General features: G+C 39.6%; 17 protein-coding genes. 16 read left to right on the forward strand and 1 reads right to left on the reverse strand.

What is annotated here, in order from left to right; genetic code table 11:
* The first annotated feature begins 1 nt into the window (after window position 1).
* The 3 genes from IV73_RS02380 to IV73_RS02390 are packed head-to-tail and all read left to right on the forward strand — an operon-like array spanning window position 2 to window position 2,382.
* Window positions 2-418 carry a type II toxin-antitoxin system PemK/MazF family toxin gene (locus IV73_RS02380; protein ID WP_057754350.1) on the forward strand — a complete coding sequence of 139 codons (417 nt, stop codon included), beginning with the start codon at window positions 2-4 and terminating at the stop codon, window positions 416-418.
* Window positions 415-1,431, forward strand: a complete 1,017-nt coding sequence (gene trpS, locus IV73_RS02385) for a tryptophan--tRNA ligase (protein ID WP_057754353.1) — start codon at window positions 415-417, stop codon at window positions 1,429-1,431. The genes IV73_RS02380 and trpS overlap by 4 nt, the downstream gene beginning before the upstream one ends.
* A 21-nt stretch (window positions 1,432-1,452) precedes the next feature.
* Complete coding sequence (locus IV73_RS02390) at window positions 1,453-2,382, forward strand: Ppx/GppA phosphatase family protein (RefSeq protein ID WP_057754356.1); 930 nt, start codon at window positions 1,453-1,455, stop codon at window positions 2,380-2,382.
* A gap of 632 nt (window positions 2,383-3,014) precedes the next feature.
* Here IV73_RS02390 and IV73_RS02395 read toward each other — a convergent pair.
* Window positions 3,015-3,854: an NAD(P)H-hydrate dehydratase gene (locus IV73_RS02395; protein WP_057754358.1), complete on the reverse strand. Its 840-nt coding sequence runs from the start codon at window positions 3,852-3,854 to the stop codon at window positions 3,015-3,017.
* Window positions 3,855-4,213: 359 nt separating this feature from the next.
* Between IV73_RS02395 and secA the strand changes: the two genes are divergently transcribed.
* From secA to IV73_RS02460, 13 genes are all read left to right on the forward strand, one after another.
* Window positions 4,214-6,580, forward strand: coding sequence for a preprotein translocase subunit SecA (gene secA / locus IV73_RS02400; RefSeq protein WP_057754361.1), 2,367 nt, complete (start codon window positions 4,214-4,216; stop codon window positions 6,578-6,580).
* A 154-nt stretch (window positions 6,581-6,734) separates the two neighbouring features.
* Window positions 6,735-7,850 carry a peptide chain release factor 2 gene (prfB, locus tag IV73_RS02405; protein ID WP_057754364.1) on the forward strand — a complete coding sequence of 372 codons (1,116 nt, stop codon included), beginning with the start codon at window positions 6,735-6,737 and terminating at the stop codon, window positions 7,848-7,850.
* A gap of 109 nt (window positions 7,851-7,959) precedes the next feature.
* Window positions 7,960-8,979, forward strand: a complete 1,020-nt coding sequence (gene femX / locus IV73_RS02410) for a UDP-N-acetylmuramoylpentapeptide-lysine N(6)-alanyltransferase (protein WP_057754367.1) — start codon at window positions 7,960-7,962, stop codon at window positions 8,977-8,979.
* 168 nt (window positions 8,980-9,147) lie between these two features.
* A complete protein-coding gene (locus IV73_RS02415) occupies window positions 9,148-9,915 on the forward strand; it encodes a TrmH family RNA methyltransferase (RefSeq protein ID WP_057754790.1) in 768 nt (255 codons plus the stop codon).
* A 45-nt stretch (window positions 9,916-9,960) separates the two neighbouring features.
* The gene (locus IV73_RS02420) at window positions 9,961-10,464 is read left to right on the forward strand and encodes an HD domain-containing protein (protein ID WP_057754370.1); all 504 of its coding nucleotides are present in this window, start codon (window positions 9,961-9,963) and stop codon (window positions 10,462-10,464) included.
* Between the two features lie 66 nt (window positions 10,465-10,530).
* The gene (locus IV73_RS02425; RefSeq protein ID WP_057754373.1) at window positions 10,531-10,851 is read left to right on the forward strand and encodes a winged helix-turn-helix transcriptional regulator; all 321 of its coding nucleotides are present in this window, start codon (window positions 10,531-10,533) and stop codon (window positions 10,849-10,851) included.
* A 212-nt stretch (window positions 10,852-11,063) separates the two neighbouring features.
* Window positions 11,064-11,894, forward strand: coding sequence for an SseB family protein (locus IV73_RS02430; RefSeq protein WP_057754376.1), 831 nt, complete (start codon window positions 11,064-11,066; stop codon window positions 11,892-11,894).
* Window positions 11,895-11,932: 38 nt separating this feature from the next.
* Complete coding sequence (locus tag IV73_RS02435; protein WP_236697718.1) at window positions 11,933-12,943, forward strand: NAD(P)/FAD-dependent oxidoreductase; 1,011 nt, start codon at window positions 11,933-11,935, stop codon at window positions 12,941-12,943.
* Window positions 12,944-13,063: 120 nt separating this feature from the next.
* Window positions 13,064-13,780 (forward strand): 2,3-diphosphoglycerate-dependent phosphoglycerate mutase, encoded by a 717-nt coding sequence (gene gpmA, locus IV73_RS02440; protein ID WP_057754382.1) that lies wholly within the window; start codon window positions 13,064-13,066, stop codon window positions 13,778-13,780.
* 192 nt (window positions 13,781-13,972) lie between these two features.
* On the forward strand, window positions 13,973-14,668 hold the full coding sequence (locus IV73_RS02445) for a hypothetical protein (RefSeq protein WP_057754385.1): 696 nt from the start codon (window positions 13,973-13,975) through the stop codon (window positions 14,666-14,668).
* Between the two features lie 178 nt (window positions 14,669-14,846).
* Window positions 14,847-15,692: a hypothetical protein gene (locus tag IV73_RS02450; protein ID WP_057754388.1), complete on the forward strand. Its 846-nt coding sequence runs from the start codon at window positions 14,847-14,849 to the stop codon at window positions 15,690-15,692.
* 239 nt (window positions 15,693-15,931) lie between these two features.
* A complete protein-coding gene (locus IV73_RS02455) occupies window positions 15,932-17,008 on the forward strand; it encodes a bifunctional glycosyltransferase family 2/GtrA family protein (protein ID WP_057754391.1) in 1,077 nt (358 codons plus the stop codon).
* Between the two features lie 188 nt (window positions 17,009-17,196).
* Window positions 17,197-18,987, forward strand: a complete 1,791-nt coding sequence (locus IV73_RS02460; RefSeq protein ID WP_236697719.1) for a glycosyltransferase family 2 protein — start codon at window positions 17,197-17,199, stop codon at window positions 18,985-18,987.
* Window positions 18,988-19,096: the final 109 nt, after the last annotated feature.

Raw genomic sequence — 19,096 nt, forward strand, 5'->3', positions numbered from 1 at the left:
CATGACGGTTAAAAAGCGTAACACTAAGGTTATCCGGCGTGGAGATATTTGGTATGCTAATTTGGAAGATGGCAAGAAAGGTTCAGAACAAGGTGGTGTACGTCCTGTTTTAATCTTACAAAACGATATGGGGAACGTACATGCTCCAACGACAATCATTGCACCGATTTCCACTAAAAAGATTGCAAAATTAATGCCGACCCATGTGCGACTGAACGCGAGCACTCTTGGTACAGGGATTAGTCGCGAATCGACAATTTTGTTAGAACAGGTACGCGTGATTGATAAATCACGCGTCCAAGATAAGATTGGGATGCTACCGCCAGAAATCATGCCTGCGGTGCAAAAAGCATTAGGTATTAGCGTGGGTTTAATTCAGTTAAAAAATAAAAACGATGAGAATGGGGAAGAAAAATGAGTGAAAAAGAAGTATTGTTGACAGGTGATCGGCCCACAGGACGATTGCATATTGGGCATTATGTGGGGTCATTGAAGAATCGCGTGGCTTTACAAAATTCAGGGAAGTATGATCCTTACATCATGATTGCTGACAAGCAAGCTTTTACTGATAATGCGCGGGATCCTGAAAAAATTCATAACTCTTTGTTAGAAGTGGCTTTGGATTATCTAGCCGTGGGGATTGATCCGCAAAAAACGACTATTTTTGTCCAATCAGCGATTCCCGAATTATCTGAGTTGACGGAATACTTTTTGAATTTAGTCTCGATTGCCCGTTTGCAACGCAATCCGACTGTTAAGACAGAAATTCAACAAAAAGGTTTTGGTGAATCAATTCCTGCTGGATTTTTTATCTATCCGGTTTCACAAGCTGCTGATATTGCTTTGTTTAAGGGTGCGGTGGTTCCAGCTGGAGATGACCAAGAGCCTATGTTGGAACAAACGCGTGAATTAGTCCGGACTTTTAATAAAGTCTATGGTGTTGATTTGTTAAAAGAACCCGTGGGTTACTTCCCACCAAAGGGTCAGGGACGAATTCCGGGTTTGGATGGTGTCAAGATGTCAAAATCTCTTGGGAATGCAATTTACTTAGGGGATTCATCCGATGAGCTTTGGGCTAAGGTTAAGTCAATGTATACTGATCCGACTCATGTGCGCGTTGAAGATCCAGGACATATTGAAGGGAATATGGTCTTTACTTACTTAGATATTTTTGCGACCGATCAAGCCCGTGTGGATGAATTAAAGCAACAATATCAAGCCGGTGGACTGGGCGATATGAAGTTGAAAAAAGAATTATTTGAAGTGCTGGATACTGAGTTAGCACCGATTCGGGACCGGCGGGCGACCTTGGCAAGCGATCCAGTGGCCGTTTTGAATATGTTAAAAGAAGGTTCAATGCGGGCACGGCAAGTTGGGCAAGCTACGATGCAAGAAGTTCGCGCGGCAATGGGAATTCAATACTGGGATTAGTAGTTCAGATGAGGTATTAATATGAGCTTTTTGGCAATTGTAGATTTAGGTTCTAATTCAACCCGTTTTGTCATTGAAGAAGTGACTGCAGACGGACAAGTTGAAGAAGTCTTGCGACAAAAGCAAGACACGCGTTTAGCGGAGGGCATGACTCAAAATGCGGGGTATTTACAACCAGCCGCGATTGAACGTGTTGTAACAGCTGTGCGTGGCTTTTACCAGATTTATCAAAAATATCCGGCAATTGAAGTTATTGGGATTGCGACGGCAGCAGTCCGGGAAGCTTTAAATAAAAATGATTTACTTTTGCCTTTGTATAGCGAATTTGGAATCAATGTCCGAGTTTTAACCGGGGACCAAGAAGCTTATTATGATTATTTAGGTACGGAATCGACCTTAGCTTTATCGGACGCTTGGTTATTAGATACTGGGGGTGCTAGTGTTGAATTGGTAGGTATTGAAAAGCAAATGGCAGCGAATTTTATTAGCTTACCATTTGGGGCGGTCAATTTAGCTGAACGCTTCCATTTAGATGTGGATGGTTTGTTGGAACAACGAAACCTCGACGCCGCGATTGATTTTATTGATCAAAAATATGCTGAATTACCTTGGCTAGAGACGGACCAATTGCCCATTGTTTTGCTTGGGGGCGCTAATCGAACCTTGGCGCGGCTAAATCGGAAACGTCAAGGTTTGCCAGATGAAGAAGATTTTCATGGTTATCATTTGTCAACGAGCCGGGTGGCGGAATTATTTAATGAATTATGTCAATTAACACTACAGCAACGCGCGGAATGCTTAGGTAGCGAGGCAAACCGGGCTGATATTATTATTGGTGGTTTATTACCCTTAATGCGGTTAATTGAAATTACGAACTCAAAAGAAGTCATTTTTTCATCGTCAGGTGTGCGTGAAGGAATTTTGCAAGAATATGTTTTAGAACAAATGTAATGGTCATTGATTTGTCTAAAAACAATGACGAAAATTAAAGCGTTTTAATTGCAAACGTTTTCATTCGATGTTATAATGTAATTAACCTAAAGGAAAGGGAGGTAGAGAATTTGGAACAATCTGATATTTTCGACCAATTCACATTGAATAACCTATCCATAAACGAGGGCATATCACAGTAGTGACTAGGAAATTGCGTATCATTAAATTTAAAAGATAAACATCAGGCCATGAGTAGGTCATCCTAGGAACACTAGCAATCAGATTTATTACGAGTCATCAGTATCAACTAGATTGATAATATTTATGGCTATGCTAATAAGCTGCTCCTGATATGACTTGGTTTGAACCAAGACGTTTAGGCTAGTATTATTGGTGATGAATTTGGCGGGGTTTTGATTAATGACAGGCGTCTAAAACTGCAGATTAGACCTTTAATCATAACCGATGACAATTGAATACAGGGAGATAAATAGTTCCCCCTTGAAGCGTACTTAGTTACTGCTTCTAAAAGTGCACGCGGGCTAAAAGGCCGGCGTGTTTTTATTTGTAATCAATTAGATGGACGGCAGGAAAATGAATATAAAAAAGAGCGCTATCTGAAATAGTGCTCATACGAAACTTCGAAAATTTTAAAGGTTGGTGTTGATCCGGGCCATATAATTAGGTAAGTAATCAGCAATTAGACTAGGTTGAACCACCCAGTTGTGCGCTGCGAGTTCTTCGGCAATTGCACTGTGGGCATAGACGGCTGCCTCGGTAGCCCGGCGTGGTTCCGCGAATTGACCGATAAAGCCAGCAATCATCCCCGCCAAGGTATCGCCCATTCCTCCAGTAGCTTGATAAGGCCCACCAATTTGTAGTTGAACTTGGCGATTGTCGCTAAGTACCACGGTATGATGTTGCTTTAAGACGAGGACGTCTAGATTTAAGTTTTGGCGTTGCAGATCGTTGAGCTCCATTGACCCTTGATACGGGATCATGACACTCGAAAGTTTAGCCCATTCACCTTGATGAGGAGTTGCAATGGTGAAGACGTCCGTTGGAACCATGATATGATGATCAGCAATCAAGTTTAAGGCGGAAGCGTCAATCACGAGATTTTGCCCGGGACGCATCGCCCGCATGGTTGCCCGTACTAGTTCAGCTGCTTCATCGGATTCGCCCATTCCTGGACCAATTAAGACGACGTTACACTTGCGAACTTGGTCTAAAACTGGACCATGGTGACTCCAGTCAAGTCCCATGGCCTCGGGATTACGCACGCGCAAAGCAGTGAGATTTTCTCTTTGCGTTGCAACGGTTAAGCGCCCAATTCCTGAACTAACGGCGGCAGAAGCAGCCATTAAAATGGCACCGGCATATTGCAAACTACCTCCGATTAACAGGGCGTTCCCAAAGCTCGTTTTATTAGCCTGGGCGAAACGTTTTTGAATGACTTCATGTAAAATATCCGGTTTTAATTCTTCCATTTGAAAAATCCTCTCTCGGAAATGTGATTTTGCCGGTGGAACCAGCTGGAAAGGATGCTGATAAAACACTGACTTTTTGGCACATTAATAATTTAATTTAATTTTAGCATAAAATGAAAGGAAAGGACGAAGATTCCCCCCTGGACCGCTAGGCAAAATCCAAGGCACGCGGTTGATAAAATCATACTGTGATAGTATAGACTATGATACAATAGGTGTTATGAAGAATTGGTATAGTTTACCGTTATGTTGTAAGGTTGTGCATGATCAGTTAGCCACCAAGGATAGTGGTTTAATTAATGGCAACTGAACGGTAAAAATTAGATTTAAAAATTTGGATGCAAAGGTGAAGATAAAAAATGGCAAATCCAGTTAGGAATTTGATTGAAAGTGACCGTGGGACGTTACGGCGGTTACGTCGCGTAGCAGATAAAGTTGAAAGTTATGCAGATGAGATGGCGGCATTAAGTGATGCAGATTTACAAGCTAAAACCCCTTATTTTCGGCAGTTATTAAAAGAAGGTAAAACATTGGACGACCTTTTGCCTGAGGCGTTTGCGGTGGTGCGCGAAGCTGCTAAGCGGGTTTTGGGCTTATATCCATTCCCCGTACAAATCATGGGTTCTGTCGTTTTACATGGCGGTAATATTGCGGAAATGAAGACCGGTGAAGGAAAGACATTGACGGCGACGATGGCGGTTTACTTGAATGCTTTGCCCGGTGAAGGGGTGCACGTTGTTACTGTCAACGAGTATTTGAGCCAACGTGACGGAACCGAAATGGGTGAATTGTATAAGTGGTTAGGCATGACGGTGGGGATTAATCTATCGGATCAATCAGCTGAAGAAAAGCGTGCCGCCTATCAAGCTGATATTACTTATTCAACTAATTCAGAAATTGGCTTTGATTATCTTCGTGATAACATGGTGACTCAGGCATCCGATCGGGTACAACGTCCATTGAATTTTGCGTTAGTGGATGAAACAGATTCAATTTTGATTGATGAAGCTCGGACACCGTTGATTATTTCTGGGGCGCCCGCGCAAGAATCAACGCAACTTTATATTCGGGCGGATCGTTTTGTTAAATCATTAGTGAAAGATAAAGATTTTGAGGTGGATTTGGAAGCCAAGGCAGTCATGCTAACTGATGATGGAATCACGAAGGCTGAGCGTTATTTTAATTTGGAGAACTTATATTCTTCAGCTAATACGGCTTTAACCCATCATTTGGATCAAGCTTTGCGCGCTAATTACACTATGGAAAATAATAAGGATTACGTGGTTCGTAATGGAGAATTAGTCTTAGTCGATGCTTTTTCTGGTCGAATTCAAGAAGGCCGGCGTTTCTCAGATGGACTACACCAAGCTTTGGAAGCCAAAGAACAGGTTCAAATTCAAGAAGATAACCGGGCGATGGCTTCAATTACCTATCAAAACTTGTTCCGACGTTATAAGAAATTGTCTGGGATGACCGGAACAGCTAAGACTGAGGCTGAAGAATTCCGCGAAATTTATAATATGGAAATTGTAACTATTCCCACGAATCGACCAAATGCGCGAGTGGATGAACCAGATTTGCTGTATCCAACTTTGCAGGCTAAGTTCCGGGCGGTGGTTGAACTAGTTCAAGAATTACATGCCAAAGGACAGCCAATTTTGATTGGTACGGTGGCTGTTGAAACCTCAGAATTAATTTCCAAGTTGTTAACGCGGGTTGGCATTCCGCACAATGTATTGAATGCGAAGAATCACGCCCGCGAAGCTGAAATTATTGCGAATGCGGGGCAACGTGGTGCAGTAACGATTGCGACCAATATGGCTGGTCGAGGAACCGATATTAAATTAGGCCCTGGGGTGGCTGAATTAGGTGGCTTGGCCGTGATTGGAACTGAGCGGCATGAATCACGCCGAATTGACAACCAATTGCGTGGTCGTTCAGGTCGTCAAGGTGACAAAGGATATTCACAATTCTTCCTATCTTTGGAAGATGAATTGATGATTCGTTTCGGTGGTGACCGGATTAAAATCATGATGGATAAAATGAATCTTGAAGATGAAGATGCCGTTATTAAAAATGGATTAATCACCCGTTCAGTTGAATCAGCGCAAAAACGGGTTGAGGGAAACAACTACGATTCACGAAAGAACGTTTTGCAATATGACGATGTGATGTCACAACAGCGAGAAGTCTTTTATCGGGATCGTAACTACGTGATTGATGCGCAAAAGTCATTGGAAGGCGTTTTGTTGCCAATGGTACAACGGACAATTGAACGAGTGGTGAAAGCCAATACCTTGGGTTCAGTCAAAGAATGGGATTTGAACATGATTGCTGAATTTATGCGGGCGACATTGATGCCAGAAGCGATGGTACATCCTGAACAATTAGAAAATAAAACGCGATCAGAATTGACGGACTATCTGTATAACTTAGCCTTAGAGGTTTACGCGGATAAGGTCAGCGACTTGCGGGATGAAGAACAACTGTTACAATTTACTCGGGTGGTAATTTTGCGGGTGGTTGATGAAGAGTGGACCGATCATATGGAAGCGATGAACCAATTACGTGATGCAATTCAATTGCGTGGGTATGGTCAGTTGAATCCTTTGATCGAGTATCAAAACGAAGGCTTCCGCATGTTTGAAGAGATGATTGAAAAAATTGAGTACGAAGTTACACGCCTCTTTATGAAGTCCGAAATTCGGCAGAACTTAACGATGTAATACGGTTAGGTCAAGCAATTTCAAACTGACTTGGCGGTAGTTTGAAAAGGGGTTGGTAATTTGTCCAGCCTCTTTTTGTTTGGCATTTTCAGTGAAGAACCAAGATGATTTGTAGTAAATTTGATAAAATTTAAGATTCGTAAAAGAGTAAGTGATGGAATTAGTACCAATTCGGCAAAAATTAGAACAGATGAAACCTGAAATTGAACAATTGGGTGATAATTTAGATTTAGATGCGTTGACTGATCAAATTGCCGCGAATGAAAACTTTATGATGCAAGGTGATTTTTGGAATGATCATGAAGCAGCGCAAAAGGTAATTGATGAAAATAATGAATTAAAGCAACGGCGCGATAATTATTTACAGCTGACGTCAGGTATTGAAAATGTGGAAACATCGTTAGAACTTTTATCAGAAATTGATGACCCAGAAATTGAAGTAGAATTGACGGCTGATTTTGATAAATTACAGGCCGATTTAGAGCGATATCGGTTGGAACAACTGTTGAGTGAGCCTTATGATGCGAATAATGCCATTTTGGAAATCCATCCTGGATCAGGGGGAACCGAATCAGCTGATTGGGGTGCAAATTTACAACGGATGTACACGCGTTGGGCGGAGAAACACGGTTTTCAAGTGGAAGTGATGGATTATCATCCTGGAGACGTGGCGGGGATTGATTCCGTGACACTGCGGATTGTTGGGCACAATGCGTTTGGTTATTTGCGTTCTGAGCGGGGCGTACATCGTTTTGTCCGGATTTCACCCTTTGATTCGGCTGGTCGGCGCCATACTTCGTTCGTTTCGGTTGATGTGATGCCAGAATTAGATGACTCAATTGAAGTGGATATTAATCCCGCCGATGTTAAAATGGATGTTTATCGCGCATCTGGGGCCGGAGGACAGCATATTAATAAGACCTCATCGGCTGTCCGGTTAACCCATATTCCAACGGGGATTGTCGTTACCTCACAACAACAACGGTCGCAATTTCAAAACAAGGATACGGCATATGCGATGTTGCGGGCTAAATTATACCAACTAGAGTTAGATAAACAAGCTGAGGAACGTGCGGAAATTTCAGGAGAACACCTAGAAAATGGTTGGGGATCACAAATACGTTCTTACGTGTTACAACCGTATCGGATGGTAAAAGATCATCGGACGAATTATGAAAGTGGAAATCCCCAGGCCGTTTTAGATGGTGATTTAGATGGCTTTATGAATGCTTATTTGCAGTGGAAATTAGGACTTTTGAACCCTGAATAAACCCTTTTGGTAAAAAAATTTAACGCATGTTAGTTAAGGGTGCGTAGTATGTTAAAATGAAAAATTAACATAAACAATATTACTATTTTAAAATAGAAGAGAGGTCATTATGCCAGTTTTAAATTTAGATGATGCAGCGGCGGTGCAACGTTATCAAGCCTTTGTTCAAACGTCACCTTTTGGACGCATTACTCAAGATATTCGGTGGAGCCAAGTTAAAAATAATTGGGAACCACGATACGTTTATTTAGAGAATGACGAAGGAACGATTATTGCGGCGATGTCGATTTTAATGAGTACAACGCCCAATGGTCAAAAATTTGCCTATGCCTCAAAAGGACCTGTGGTTGATTTTAATGATTTAGATTTAGTTGATCGCTTAGTGGCAGAGGCAAAGCAAGCTTTAGCAGATGAGCCAGTTTATTTATTGCGTTTTGATCCAGAATTGGATTATAGTGATGCTTTTAATACTGCTTTGCAGGCCCATGGTTATGTTACGCGGAATCGGAATGTGGACGCTGACGGGATGCATGCGACGATTCAACCGCGGCGGAATATGATTATTGATTTGACCCAATGGCCGGACGCAAAAGAAACGTTTGATTTATACCCATCGAAAACGAAAAGCAAGTTAAAGCGCCCAATCCGTGACGGGGTTACAGTTCGTTGGGCTGACGATGCCACTGCTTTGGAAGCCTTTTTCACTACGTATGCTGATATGGCTGATCGGCATGGTATTTCGTACCGTCCGAAAGCGTATTTTGAGCGTTTACTTGCTGCGTTTGGGGCTGCGAATGGTGACACAATGCGAATTTACATGGCAGAAAAAGATGGTGAATTGTTAGCGACCGGGATAGGTTTTAAGTATGGTGATAAAATCTGGTATATGTATGCGGGATCAATGGACGGTAACATTTACTACGCGCCTTATGCGGTACAAACGGCGATGATTCAGTGGGCATTAGATGAGCATTTATCGGCATATGATATGGGTGGCATTGAGGTTGAAGATCCAAGTGATGGCTTATATGTCTTTAAGCATACTTTTGTCAAAGCGCCGGCTCGCGAATTTATTGGTGAAATCGATGTCGTGCTAGATCAAGACACCTATCATCAAATGGGTTATTAAAAGTTAGTTAGGCGTTGATTGTAGGGCGCTTTTATGTAGAAAGGACCAAGTTTAAGAGGCAAGCGAGCGGATGAAAATAGGTCTGATTTTGCGCAAATAGGCGCAGTTTTATGAGAAAACTCATTGTTTTAGCTATGAATTTCATTAAACTTGACGTATAATGATGATATGGAAAAAATAAATTCAAATCAAAATTCCCGGGTAAAAGCCTGGACGAAATTACAAACAAAAAAAGGCCGCCAAGCGAGTCAAACATACTTACTTGACGGTTGGCACTTGGTCCAAGAAGCGATTCACGCGAATGGTAAATTGCATGCGTTAATGGCGACAGAAGATCAATTTAAAGAACACGAAGTTGATTTCCCACAAGGAGTTCCCGTTTTTGTCATTGCAGATGATATCGCGAAGAAGCTATCTGATTTAGTTACGCCTCAAGGTATTTTTGCCGAAGTTTCCCTTCCAAGCTCATATCGTGATCCAAAGTATATCCATGATGGAGCATGGTTGTTCTTGGATGCGATTCAAGACCCTGGTAATGTGGGAACGATGGTGCGGACTGCAGATGCAGCAGGTTTTGCGGGAGTAGTCTTTGGTCAAGGTTCAGTTGATCCTTATACCCCAAAAGCAGTGCGGGCAATGCAAGGTTCACAGTTCCACTTGGAATTAACGGTGGGTGATTTACACACCTGGATTCCAGAGTTTACCCGTAATGATTTTACAGTTTATGGGACGCAATTAAATCCAGAAGCTGTTGATATTTTTCAGGTTCAACCAGCAACGAATTTTGCGTTAATTATGGGCAATGAGGGTCAAGGCATGGACCCAGAGTTAGCAAAATTAACCTCGAAAAATTTGTATATTCCATTATCTGGACATGCGGAGTCCTTGAATGTCGGAGTGGCGGCTGGAATTGCGATGTACACATTGAAGCATTAAGCTTCTTTGGTATTTATATGTTTTGATAAAGGTGGGGGCAAAAGCATGAAGCAAAAGGCATGGCAAAATGACCGAGTATATCGGGCCATTGTGGATGACTTGTTGGCGCATCAAGAAGTGCAAGAATTAGTGAATTATCCGCAGCATCATCATTCGGATCGCTTAACGCATTCCATTGATGTTTCATATTTGAGCTATCGGGTCGGGCTGCGGTTAGGTTTAAACGCGACTGCGCTCGCACGGGCTGGAATTTTGCATGATCTTTTTTACTATGATTGGCGCGAAACTAAGTTCGAACTTGGCACACATGCTTTTATTCATCCGCGTGTCAGTTTGCGTAATGCTGAAAAATTAACGCCCTTGTCAAACATGGAAAAAGATATTATTTTAAAACACATGTGGGGATCGACTTGGGCGATGCCACACTATTGGGAGAGCTTTGTTTTGAATATAGTTGACGATTGGACGGCTGTGAGTGATTTTTTGAATCCGGTGACCGATCGATTAATGACCTTGTCCACCCTACGTTGGGTCCGACGTCGGTCTTAAGATGGAGCTGGTTTCATAAAGTTATGCTTGTCAAATAACTTGATGAAGCGAGAGGGGACAGTGATGATGGAACAACAAAATCAAGCAAAATTATGTGATAAATTTGTGGCAACCTTTGATATCTTAGGGCGTAAGTGGAATGGATTAATTATTGAATCATTGTTACTTGCAGGTCCACAACGCTTTAAGGATTTAGCAACACGAGTTGAAGCTTGTTCAGATCGGGTATTAGTAGAACGTCTGAAGGAGTTGGAACGGGCTAATATTTTGGAACGCAAAGTTGGTCTGGAATCAAGTCGAGCAATTTATCAATTGACACAACGAGGTGAAGCAATGCGTCCGGTGATGCGGTCAATTCATGAATGGGCTGATGAATATAATCATTAAAAAATTAAAACGTGGGTCTTTCTTTGGAGGCGTGCGACAGCAAAAAAGCGGCGATTCAACAGGCTTGGCCTGGTGGAAAGGCGCTTTTTTATTATCAGGAGCCAGATGAAGTGTGTAACTGGTAAGTTTTGGATTTTAAATGGTGAGTGGATGATTAAAGAACTGGAAAAAAGTGTTAAAATGAAGTAATTATATTTAATGGAGACTAATCAATGATTGAATTAAATAACGCTGAATTATTAAATGCTTTAGACCATTTTAGAGCTAAGCAAACGCCGAAGTTTCAAACTGAATTTGAATTGGCCTTGTTGAATGCGCAATTCTTAACGCCTGTGCAAGTGCCAGCAGGGGCTAAGCGTGCTGCGGACGGGACTGTTACAGTCGAACCGGGTGAACCACTGCAATTTGTGTCATTAATGGACACGGATGGTGAACCAATTTTACCAATTTTTACTGATGATAAAAATTATCAAGCAACACCGCAACCATGGGAACCAGACGTTATGGTAGTACAATTTCCCTTTGCGCAATTTGTTGAAATGTTTAAGCAAGATCCAACATTGAATAAATTAGTGATGAATCCTTTTTCGGAAGAAGGCATGGAAATCACGCGTGAAAATATTGAATACATGCTGGAAATCTATACTCAAGATGGGCATCAACATGTCAAAACTCATTATCAAGAGTCGGGCGAAACCCCAGAGCTTGAAATTGTGACGGCCGAAAATATTCCAACTAGTTTGCAAGCTGAATTGATGGGCTTAGCTGACGACATGCATGGTGTTATTAGTGAAATGTATATGCTTTGGATGAAAATGCCCGATGGATATTTTGTGGGTAAGGCGGATGCACCATCCAAGCAGCCCATGCAATCATTGTTGATTTTAAATGGTGACAGTCAAGTGGGTTTGCAACAAACTTTACCTAAATTTGAAGAAAAGTTTGATGAAATTATGGGCGGGACGCAACAAGTTCAGGTTTTGCTGATTGATCAAGTGCCTGGGTTGAATATGGATGAATTTGAACCATTTTACGTGTACTAAGAAGGGAGATTTGATTCATCTTGGAAAGGGGAAACATGATGAAAACGCGTCAAATGGATTTAGTAATTATTGGAGCGGGGCCGGTTGGTCTGTTTGCGGCCTATTATGCAGGATTACGTGAATTGAATACTGTAGTAATTGAAAGTTTGTCAGTTGTAGGGGGACAACCACAAAATTTATATCCGTATAAAGAAATTCTGGATGTTCCCGGTCTATTTGGTATCAGTGGTGATGCATTGGTGGAAAATTTAGAACAGCAAAGAACGCAATTAAATTCACATTTACAATTAGCGACGACGGTCATTGATGTTCAGGCTAGCTTGGATCATGTTACGGTGGTTACAGATCAACAAGAAACGATTGAAGCACAGGCAGTTATCGTGGCGACCGGTAAAGGAGCTTTTCAGCCACGCTATTTGCCGGAAACATTAGCACAACCTTCTGTGAGTGGGGGGATTGATTATGTTTTAACTGACCTAGATAAATATCATCAGCGTGATGTATTAGTGTTGGGTGGTGGAGATACTGCGGTTGATCTAGCTAATCAGCTGACTAAAACTGCTGCGCATGTAACTTTAGTGCATCGACGTCAACAATTTCGGGCGTTAGAGCATGCTGTGCAACAGCTATCAAGCAACGGGGTTTCAGTTATGACGCCGTATGCAGTAGAAGCAATTGAGCAAAATTCCGAACAAAAGTTGGTAGCAGCGGTGCATGAAGTCCATGGCACCAAGACGCAGACGTTAGTGGCAGATTATATTTTACCGAGTTATGGCTTCCGGTCTGATAATCGGGTGGTGGAACAGTGGACAATTCAGCCAGCCCTCGCTCGGCAAAAAATGTTAGTGAATCAACAATTGCGGACCTCGATTCCACGCGTGTTTGCGATTGGTGATGCAGCCGAGTATGAAAATAAGGCTGAATTAATTGCTACTGGTTTAGGAGAGGCGCCGATTGCCATTAATACGATTATTAATGATTATTTCCCAACGGCGCGTGGCATTGTGCATTCGTCGAGCTTGCAAATTCGAGATGGTCAGCTGCAATAATCGAATTATGTGCTGACACAGGTCAGCGCCATTTATTGATGAGCGTTAGAATCTACTCGTCAACCATGTGTTTTTTTGGTATAATATTCACATATTGATTCAGAAAGAGGTAAACAAAGAATGGCTAAATTAGTTTTGATTCGTCACGGACAATCAGAGTGGAACGCTTTGAATTTATTTAATGGTTGGGTAGATACAAAGCTATCTGATAAGGGAGTCGCTCAAGCCAAAGAAGCTGGAGCAATGTTGGCCAAGGAAGGAATTCAATTTGACCAAGCTTATACTTCAGTTTTGACGCGTGCGATTACAACTTTGCACTATGCTTTGGAAGAAGCTGGACAAATGTTTATTCCTGAAGATAAGACATGGCGTTTGAACGAACGGCATTACGGAGCTTTGCAAGGTTTGAACAAGGCTGATGCCGCTGCAAAGTATGGTGACGAGCAAGTGCACCAATGGCGTCGTTCATATGATGTTTTGCCACCATTGTTGACTGAACAAACTGAGACGGTTGAAGTTTTGGGTAAGACTTACCCAGCCTTTGATCGGCGTTATGCAGATGTTCCTGAAGGTGAATTGCCATACGGTGAAAATTTGAAAGTTACTTTGGAACGTGTCTTGCCATTTTGGACTTCAAATATCGAAAAGGATTTGCAAGCTGGAAAGAACGTTTTGATTGCCGCTCACGGTAACTCATTGCGTGCCTTGGTTAAGCACATTGAAAACATTTCAGATGATGATATCTTAGGTGTTGAAATTGCAAATGGACAACCATTGGTATATGACTTTGATGACAACATGAATGTTGTTTCAAAGAATGTTTTGGAAAATAAATAATTAATTAATGATTAAGGTTCAATGACGGTAACGTGGTTGGACTTTTTGTTTTGTAAAAAAGTTGATTTAATTCTAAAGAAAAGGATATGATTTTTGAGATAGCATGCAAAAGAATCTGGGCTCATCTATAATAAAATTAATGTGGTGTAATACTTTGAAGAATTAAATGGTGTAAAAGGCGAGGATAACAGCATGACGGACGATCAAGTTCAAGAATTAAAACGATATAAAGAGCTACTTGACGTAGGCGCCCTCTCACAGGCAGATTATGACCGTCTGAAAGAACGGGCAATCCAGGTAGAATTAATTGCTTTATCAGTCGAAGGAAAAAATAATCCACAAAAGGTTCGTGAGTCACGCAATGCGGCTGAGCAAAAGAAGCACCCTAAGCGTCATTGGGGTCGATATTTGTTAGAATTGCTTTTGTTGGTAATCGTATGCGCGGGTGGTTATTATTGGTGGCAGTATGATCAAACCCAAGCTCAAAATCAAATTAAGCAAAATGAACAGCATGCTGTCAAACGCAATCAAAAGGCCGAAAAGGCGAATCATAAGCCAACGAAGCCAAAGACGCAGGCTCAAGAAAAAGATGAAACAGCACAAACTAGTAGTGCGACCCCGGTTGCAGATAATGTAGCTGTGATTGATGGAAATGCGGCGCAAGCTTTAGTTGAACAAAATGATCCGCTTGGCGGCGGACAGTGGATGTTAAATAGCAGTGACGGCACGAATTTCACTTTTGTGACGCCGGCTGATGCAGATGGCACTTTTCAAAAAGCGCTAGTGACTGATCGAGGTGACGGTCAAAATGTAGAATTGCGCATGGGGACAGTTGATACCAACGGGGCGTGGCAAGTTGATAGTGACGTAACAATACCGTGGCAATAAAGAAATGATGTTAGAAAAATAGCTTCTAACATCATTTTTAATAGGTTGACTTTCATTAAAATCTGTATATGAGTATAATAGGATACCTAAATGAGGTATAATTTGTAATGCTGAATTAATTTAAATTGAGCTACTACATAAATACAAGATTTATAAGATAGTTGTAGGGAGATAACGAATGGGAAATAAAGGTAAACAGGTGTTAGTATTAAATAAGGTGTGTTTCTCATTTTTTATTGTTGTCATGTTGATTACTGCTAAAATGACAATAACATCAGAAAGTTTATTATTTAATATTACTTATTTAGGATTGATAGCTATAACTATTATATTGGCATTATTCGGCGGACTGCTTATCGGGTCTGTTTCTGATGCAATATTCATTACTATACAAATTTTATACCTATTTTATCTGCATGTTGCGAAAAATGTGGGATTTAACTTAATTTTCATCTACTGGTTGATGGCACCAACTATTTTATTGAGCTTGCTGAATTTGATGGTTAAAGATATACACGCAATTGACTTTAAGGATAAGGAGATGCCGGAAGAAATGATCAACCAAGGTACTTTTCGTGAAAAAAATCGTTTACGAACAAACGAAGCGTTTATTCAAGATGCAGGTGTTTTTATAGAAACCAGTCGTCGGTTTATAATTCCTACGAGTACTGTTTTAATCAAAATTAATTCTTTGAAGCAGTTACGAAGCGTTATGAGCGAGAATCAATTAAATGCGCTAATTGATATGGTAACCGAGTCTTTGAACGTAAGTAAGCGAGGAAATGATATTTCTTATTTACTTAATGATGGGGATGACATTATCTGGGCACAACTTTTATATACTGATTTAGAAGGCGCATATACGGTAGCCATGCGTATTGAAGAAAACTTTAAAATTATATTAAATGAATCAAAATCATTCAATGGTACTGCTATATCTTTGCAAACGGCTGCCGTTTCTTGGGATTCAACTGAAATGAAAACCCCATATGACTTTACAAATGCAGCTATGCATGCAATTTAAAATTACGTTTAAGTTAAACGTTTTCAAGCAGCGCTAGTTTTTCATTAAATGATGTAAATTTAATTATAAAACATGTTATAGACTTGGTGTTTTAAAGGGTTAATGCATCACATTGTAATTTTTATGACAATTAAATAGCACAAAAGATAATGTTATTAATTGTGATGTTAAACACATAATAAATAGGTTACAATGATCGCATAATATTACTAATAATACGGAAGGTACTTAAGTTATTCATGAAAAATTATAGTATTTTAATACCTGCGCTGAATCCTGATCAAAAATTGATTATGTTAATTAAGGACTTGATTACTAAAGCTCATCCATTTAATTCGATTCTAATAGTTGATGATGGTAGTGATGAAGGAAGCCAGGATATATTTCAACAAATTAAGCAACTTAACAATCCTAAAATTCATGTGCAACACCATATCAAAAATTTAGGTAAAGGAGCCGCTCTGAAAACTGGTTTTCAAACTTTGATTAAATATAATCATGACATAGATGGAATTGCTACGTTAGATTCTGATGGTCAGCACACAGTGGGGGCTTTAAACGATTGTTTAGAGGCGTTTGATCAAAATAATAATGCTTTAGTATTAGGCGTTCGCCAGTTTACTAATAAAATACCACTGCGTAGCCAATTTGGTAATATTTTAACGAGTAAATTGGTGAAATATGTTGCACATCAGAATATTTCGGATACTCAAACGGGACTTAGAATTATCCCCAAGGATTATGCTCAGAAATTAATAGACTTTGATGGTGACCGATTTCAGTTTGAGTTTGACATGCTTTTACAGGCTAGCACAAATAGTATAAAAATAGTTGAGCAACCGATCCCTACAATTTATATTGATGGCAATAAATCTTCACATTTTCGAGTGATACGTGATTCATTATCCATTTATTCCAGATTTTTAAAATTTGCTGCAAGTAGTTTAATTTCGTTTTTAGTTGATATTTTACTTTTTGAAGTAACTATTCTTATTTTTAATAATCATGTTTTGAAAACGGTATTAATAGCAACTGTAGTTTCCAGATTGATGTCTGCCGTAGTTAATTACAGTTTAAATCGGAATGTTGTTTTCGATAAAAATGGGCAAAATACTTTAATTAAGTACGGAAGCCTTTTTATAGTACAAATGTTTATTTCAGGTTTCATGACCGACTTTTTCACACAATTGATCCCAAATAATACTAACGTTACCCCTATGTTGGTTAAAATAGTTGTGGATTTCGGGTTGTTTTTGATTAGTTATCGAATTCAACGAGATTTTATTTTTAAAAATGCTAAAAAAGGATCAAATTAAAAATGGGAATTAAGAAAAAAATACAATATTTTTTAGCAATTTTTTTGACGGTTATGTATCTAATCTGGCGAATTTTTTTCACCATTCCGTGGACAGCTTCATTTTTCACATTATTATTTGCGCTTCTTTTGGTCACTAGTGAGATTCTTTCTAGTTTCACCGCCTTTCTTCTGATCATTTTTCGTCTTATGAAAGATAAAAGTGATAAAAAAATTGAAGATCCAAAGTTTGATTTAAACGAGCCAGCTCCTAGTATAGATGTCATTATCGTAACGCACAATGAAGAGGTTGATTTATTACGAAAAACTGTAAATGCAGCTAAATTTATGGAATATCCCGATCCTAAATTAGTTAATATTGTGATAGCTGATGATGGAAATCGCCCCGACGTTAAGGCATTGGCTGATGAATACAGTGTTCAATATATTGGTATGGAAAATAATAAGGATGCAAAAGCAGGTAATATCAATAATGCATTGAGACAGTTGAATTCAACACTCTTAACCGTTTTTGATGCTGATATGATTCCGTTTTCTAATTACCTAATGGCAAGCGTGCCATTTTTCACTAAAAATTTTGCTGACTTAAAAAGTGATCCAGATAATACTGAAAAAATAGGGTTTATACAAACACCGCAAAGTTTTTATAATGCTGATATTTTTCAATTTAATTTATTTTTAGAAAGTTCAGTCGTCAATGAGCAAGATTATTTTTCGCGCGATATAAATGTTTTAAATGGTGCAAGCGGTCATGCCTTATTTACGGGATCCAATGCAGTGTTTTTACGAGAAAGTGTTGATCGTGTTGGACTGTTCCCAACAGATACTATTACGGAAGATTTTGAACTAGGGGCTCGCATTAATAGTGCAGGATATATTAGCCTAGCGACTGAGGTTGCAGTTTCCAGTGGAATTACGCCGGTTGATATTAAAAGTGTCATCAAGCAACGTGTTCGTTGGGCACGGGGAGTGATTCGTAGTGGTAAAAATATGCATATTTTTACCAATCCTAATATAACTTTTTTGAATCGGATCATTTTGATTAACACTTGGTTATACTGGTGGTCATTTTTCCGGCGATTAATATTTATTATTGCGCCAATTTTGTACGCACTTTTTCATATTCAGGTAGTTAATGCTAATTTTTGGTTATTGATGATTTTTTGGGCCCCAGGTTATTTCTCTCTGCATCACGTCTTAGGAGATACACCTACAAATATTCGAAATGAACGTTGGGGAGAGATACAAGAAACTTTTTTTGCTCCTTACATTTTTTTGCCAGTTATTTTGGAGACAATTGGTATTCGCGCAAAAAAGTTTAAGGTGACTGATAAAAAAGTTAATTTTTCTTGGAAAGATAAATTGTACTCGATTCCTTATTTAATTCTTTGGGGCTTAACATTGTTTTCCATTATAATATTTAATTATGGTAAGTGGGGCTCAGAGATTTTGTATGGAAGTGTTATTACTTTTTGGTTATTGATGCAATTTATTAACTTAAGTTTTTGTGTCTTTATTTCTATGAAAAGAAATATTAATCGTAAAAGTGAGCGCTTTATGCGTAAAACGAGCGGTAAAATTAAATATAACGGTGAGTGGCTTCCATTTAAAACGCGGGACGTTTCAGATGCGGGTCTATCTATGGAATTATGTAATGAAGATTCACGTGCCGTTTTAGAACGCGGACAAAAAGTAGAGGGCATTTTATACCATAAATCGTATCCAATTCATTTTGATGGATTAGTAATGCGATCTAGTGGTCAAGGAGCCGAAAAATGGTATGGCTTGGTTAGTGAAATTAAAAATAATGAAGATCGTAATCATTATCTAGAATTAATTTACGATGGGCAAAATAAATTTGTTGCTGCAGAACAAGATAATTGGTTAACTACTTTAGATGAATTGAATTTAAATATAATTTTCCATTTGAATAAAATTGAACGAAGTATTATGAAAAAATTTAATAAGAATAGTAGGTAATTACCGTGTCACTAGTAGGTTTAATAATTTTTATCATAGCTCAGATCGGCTATGCCATAATCCTTAATATGTGTGGGATTAATCGATATTTAGTTTGGATAACATCATT

The organism is Weissella kandleri (assembly GCF_001438705.1).
In the GTDB taxonomy this organism is placed as follows: Bacteria; Bacillota; Bacilli; order Lactobacillales; family Lactobacillaceae; genus Weissella; species Weissella kandleri.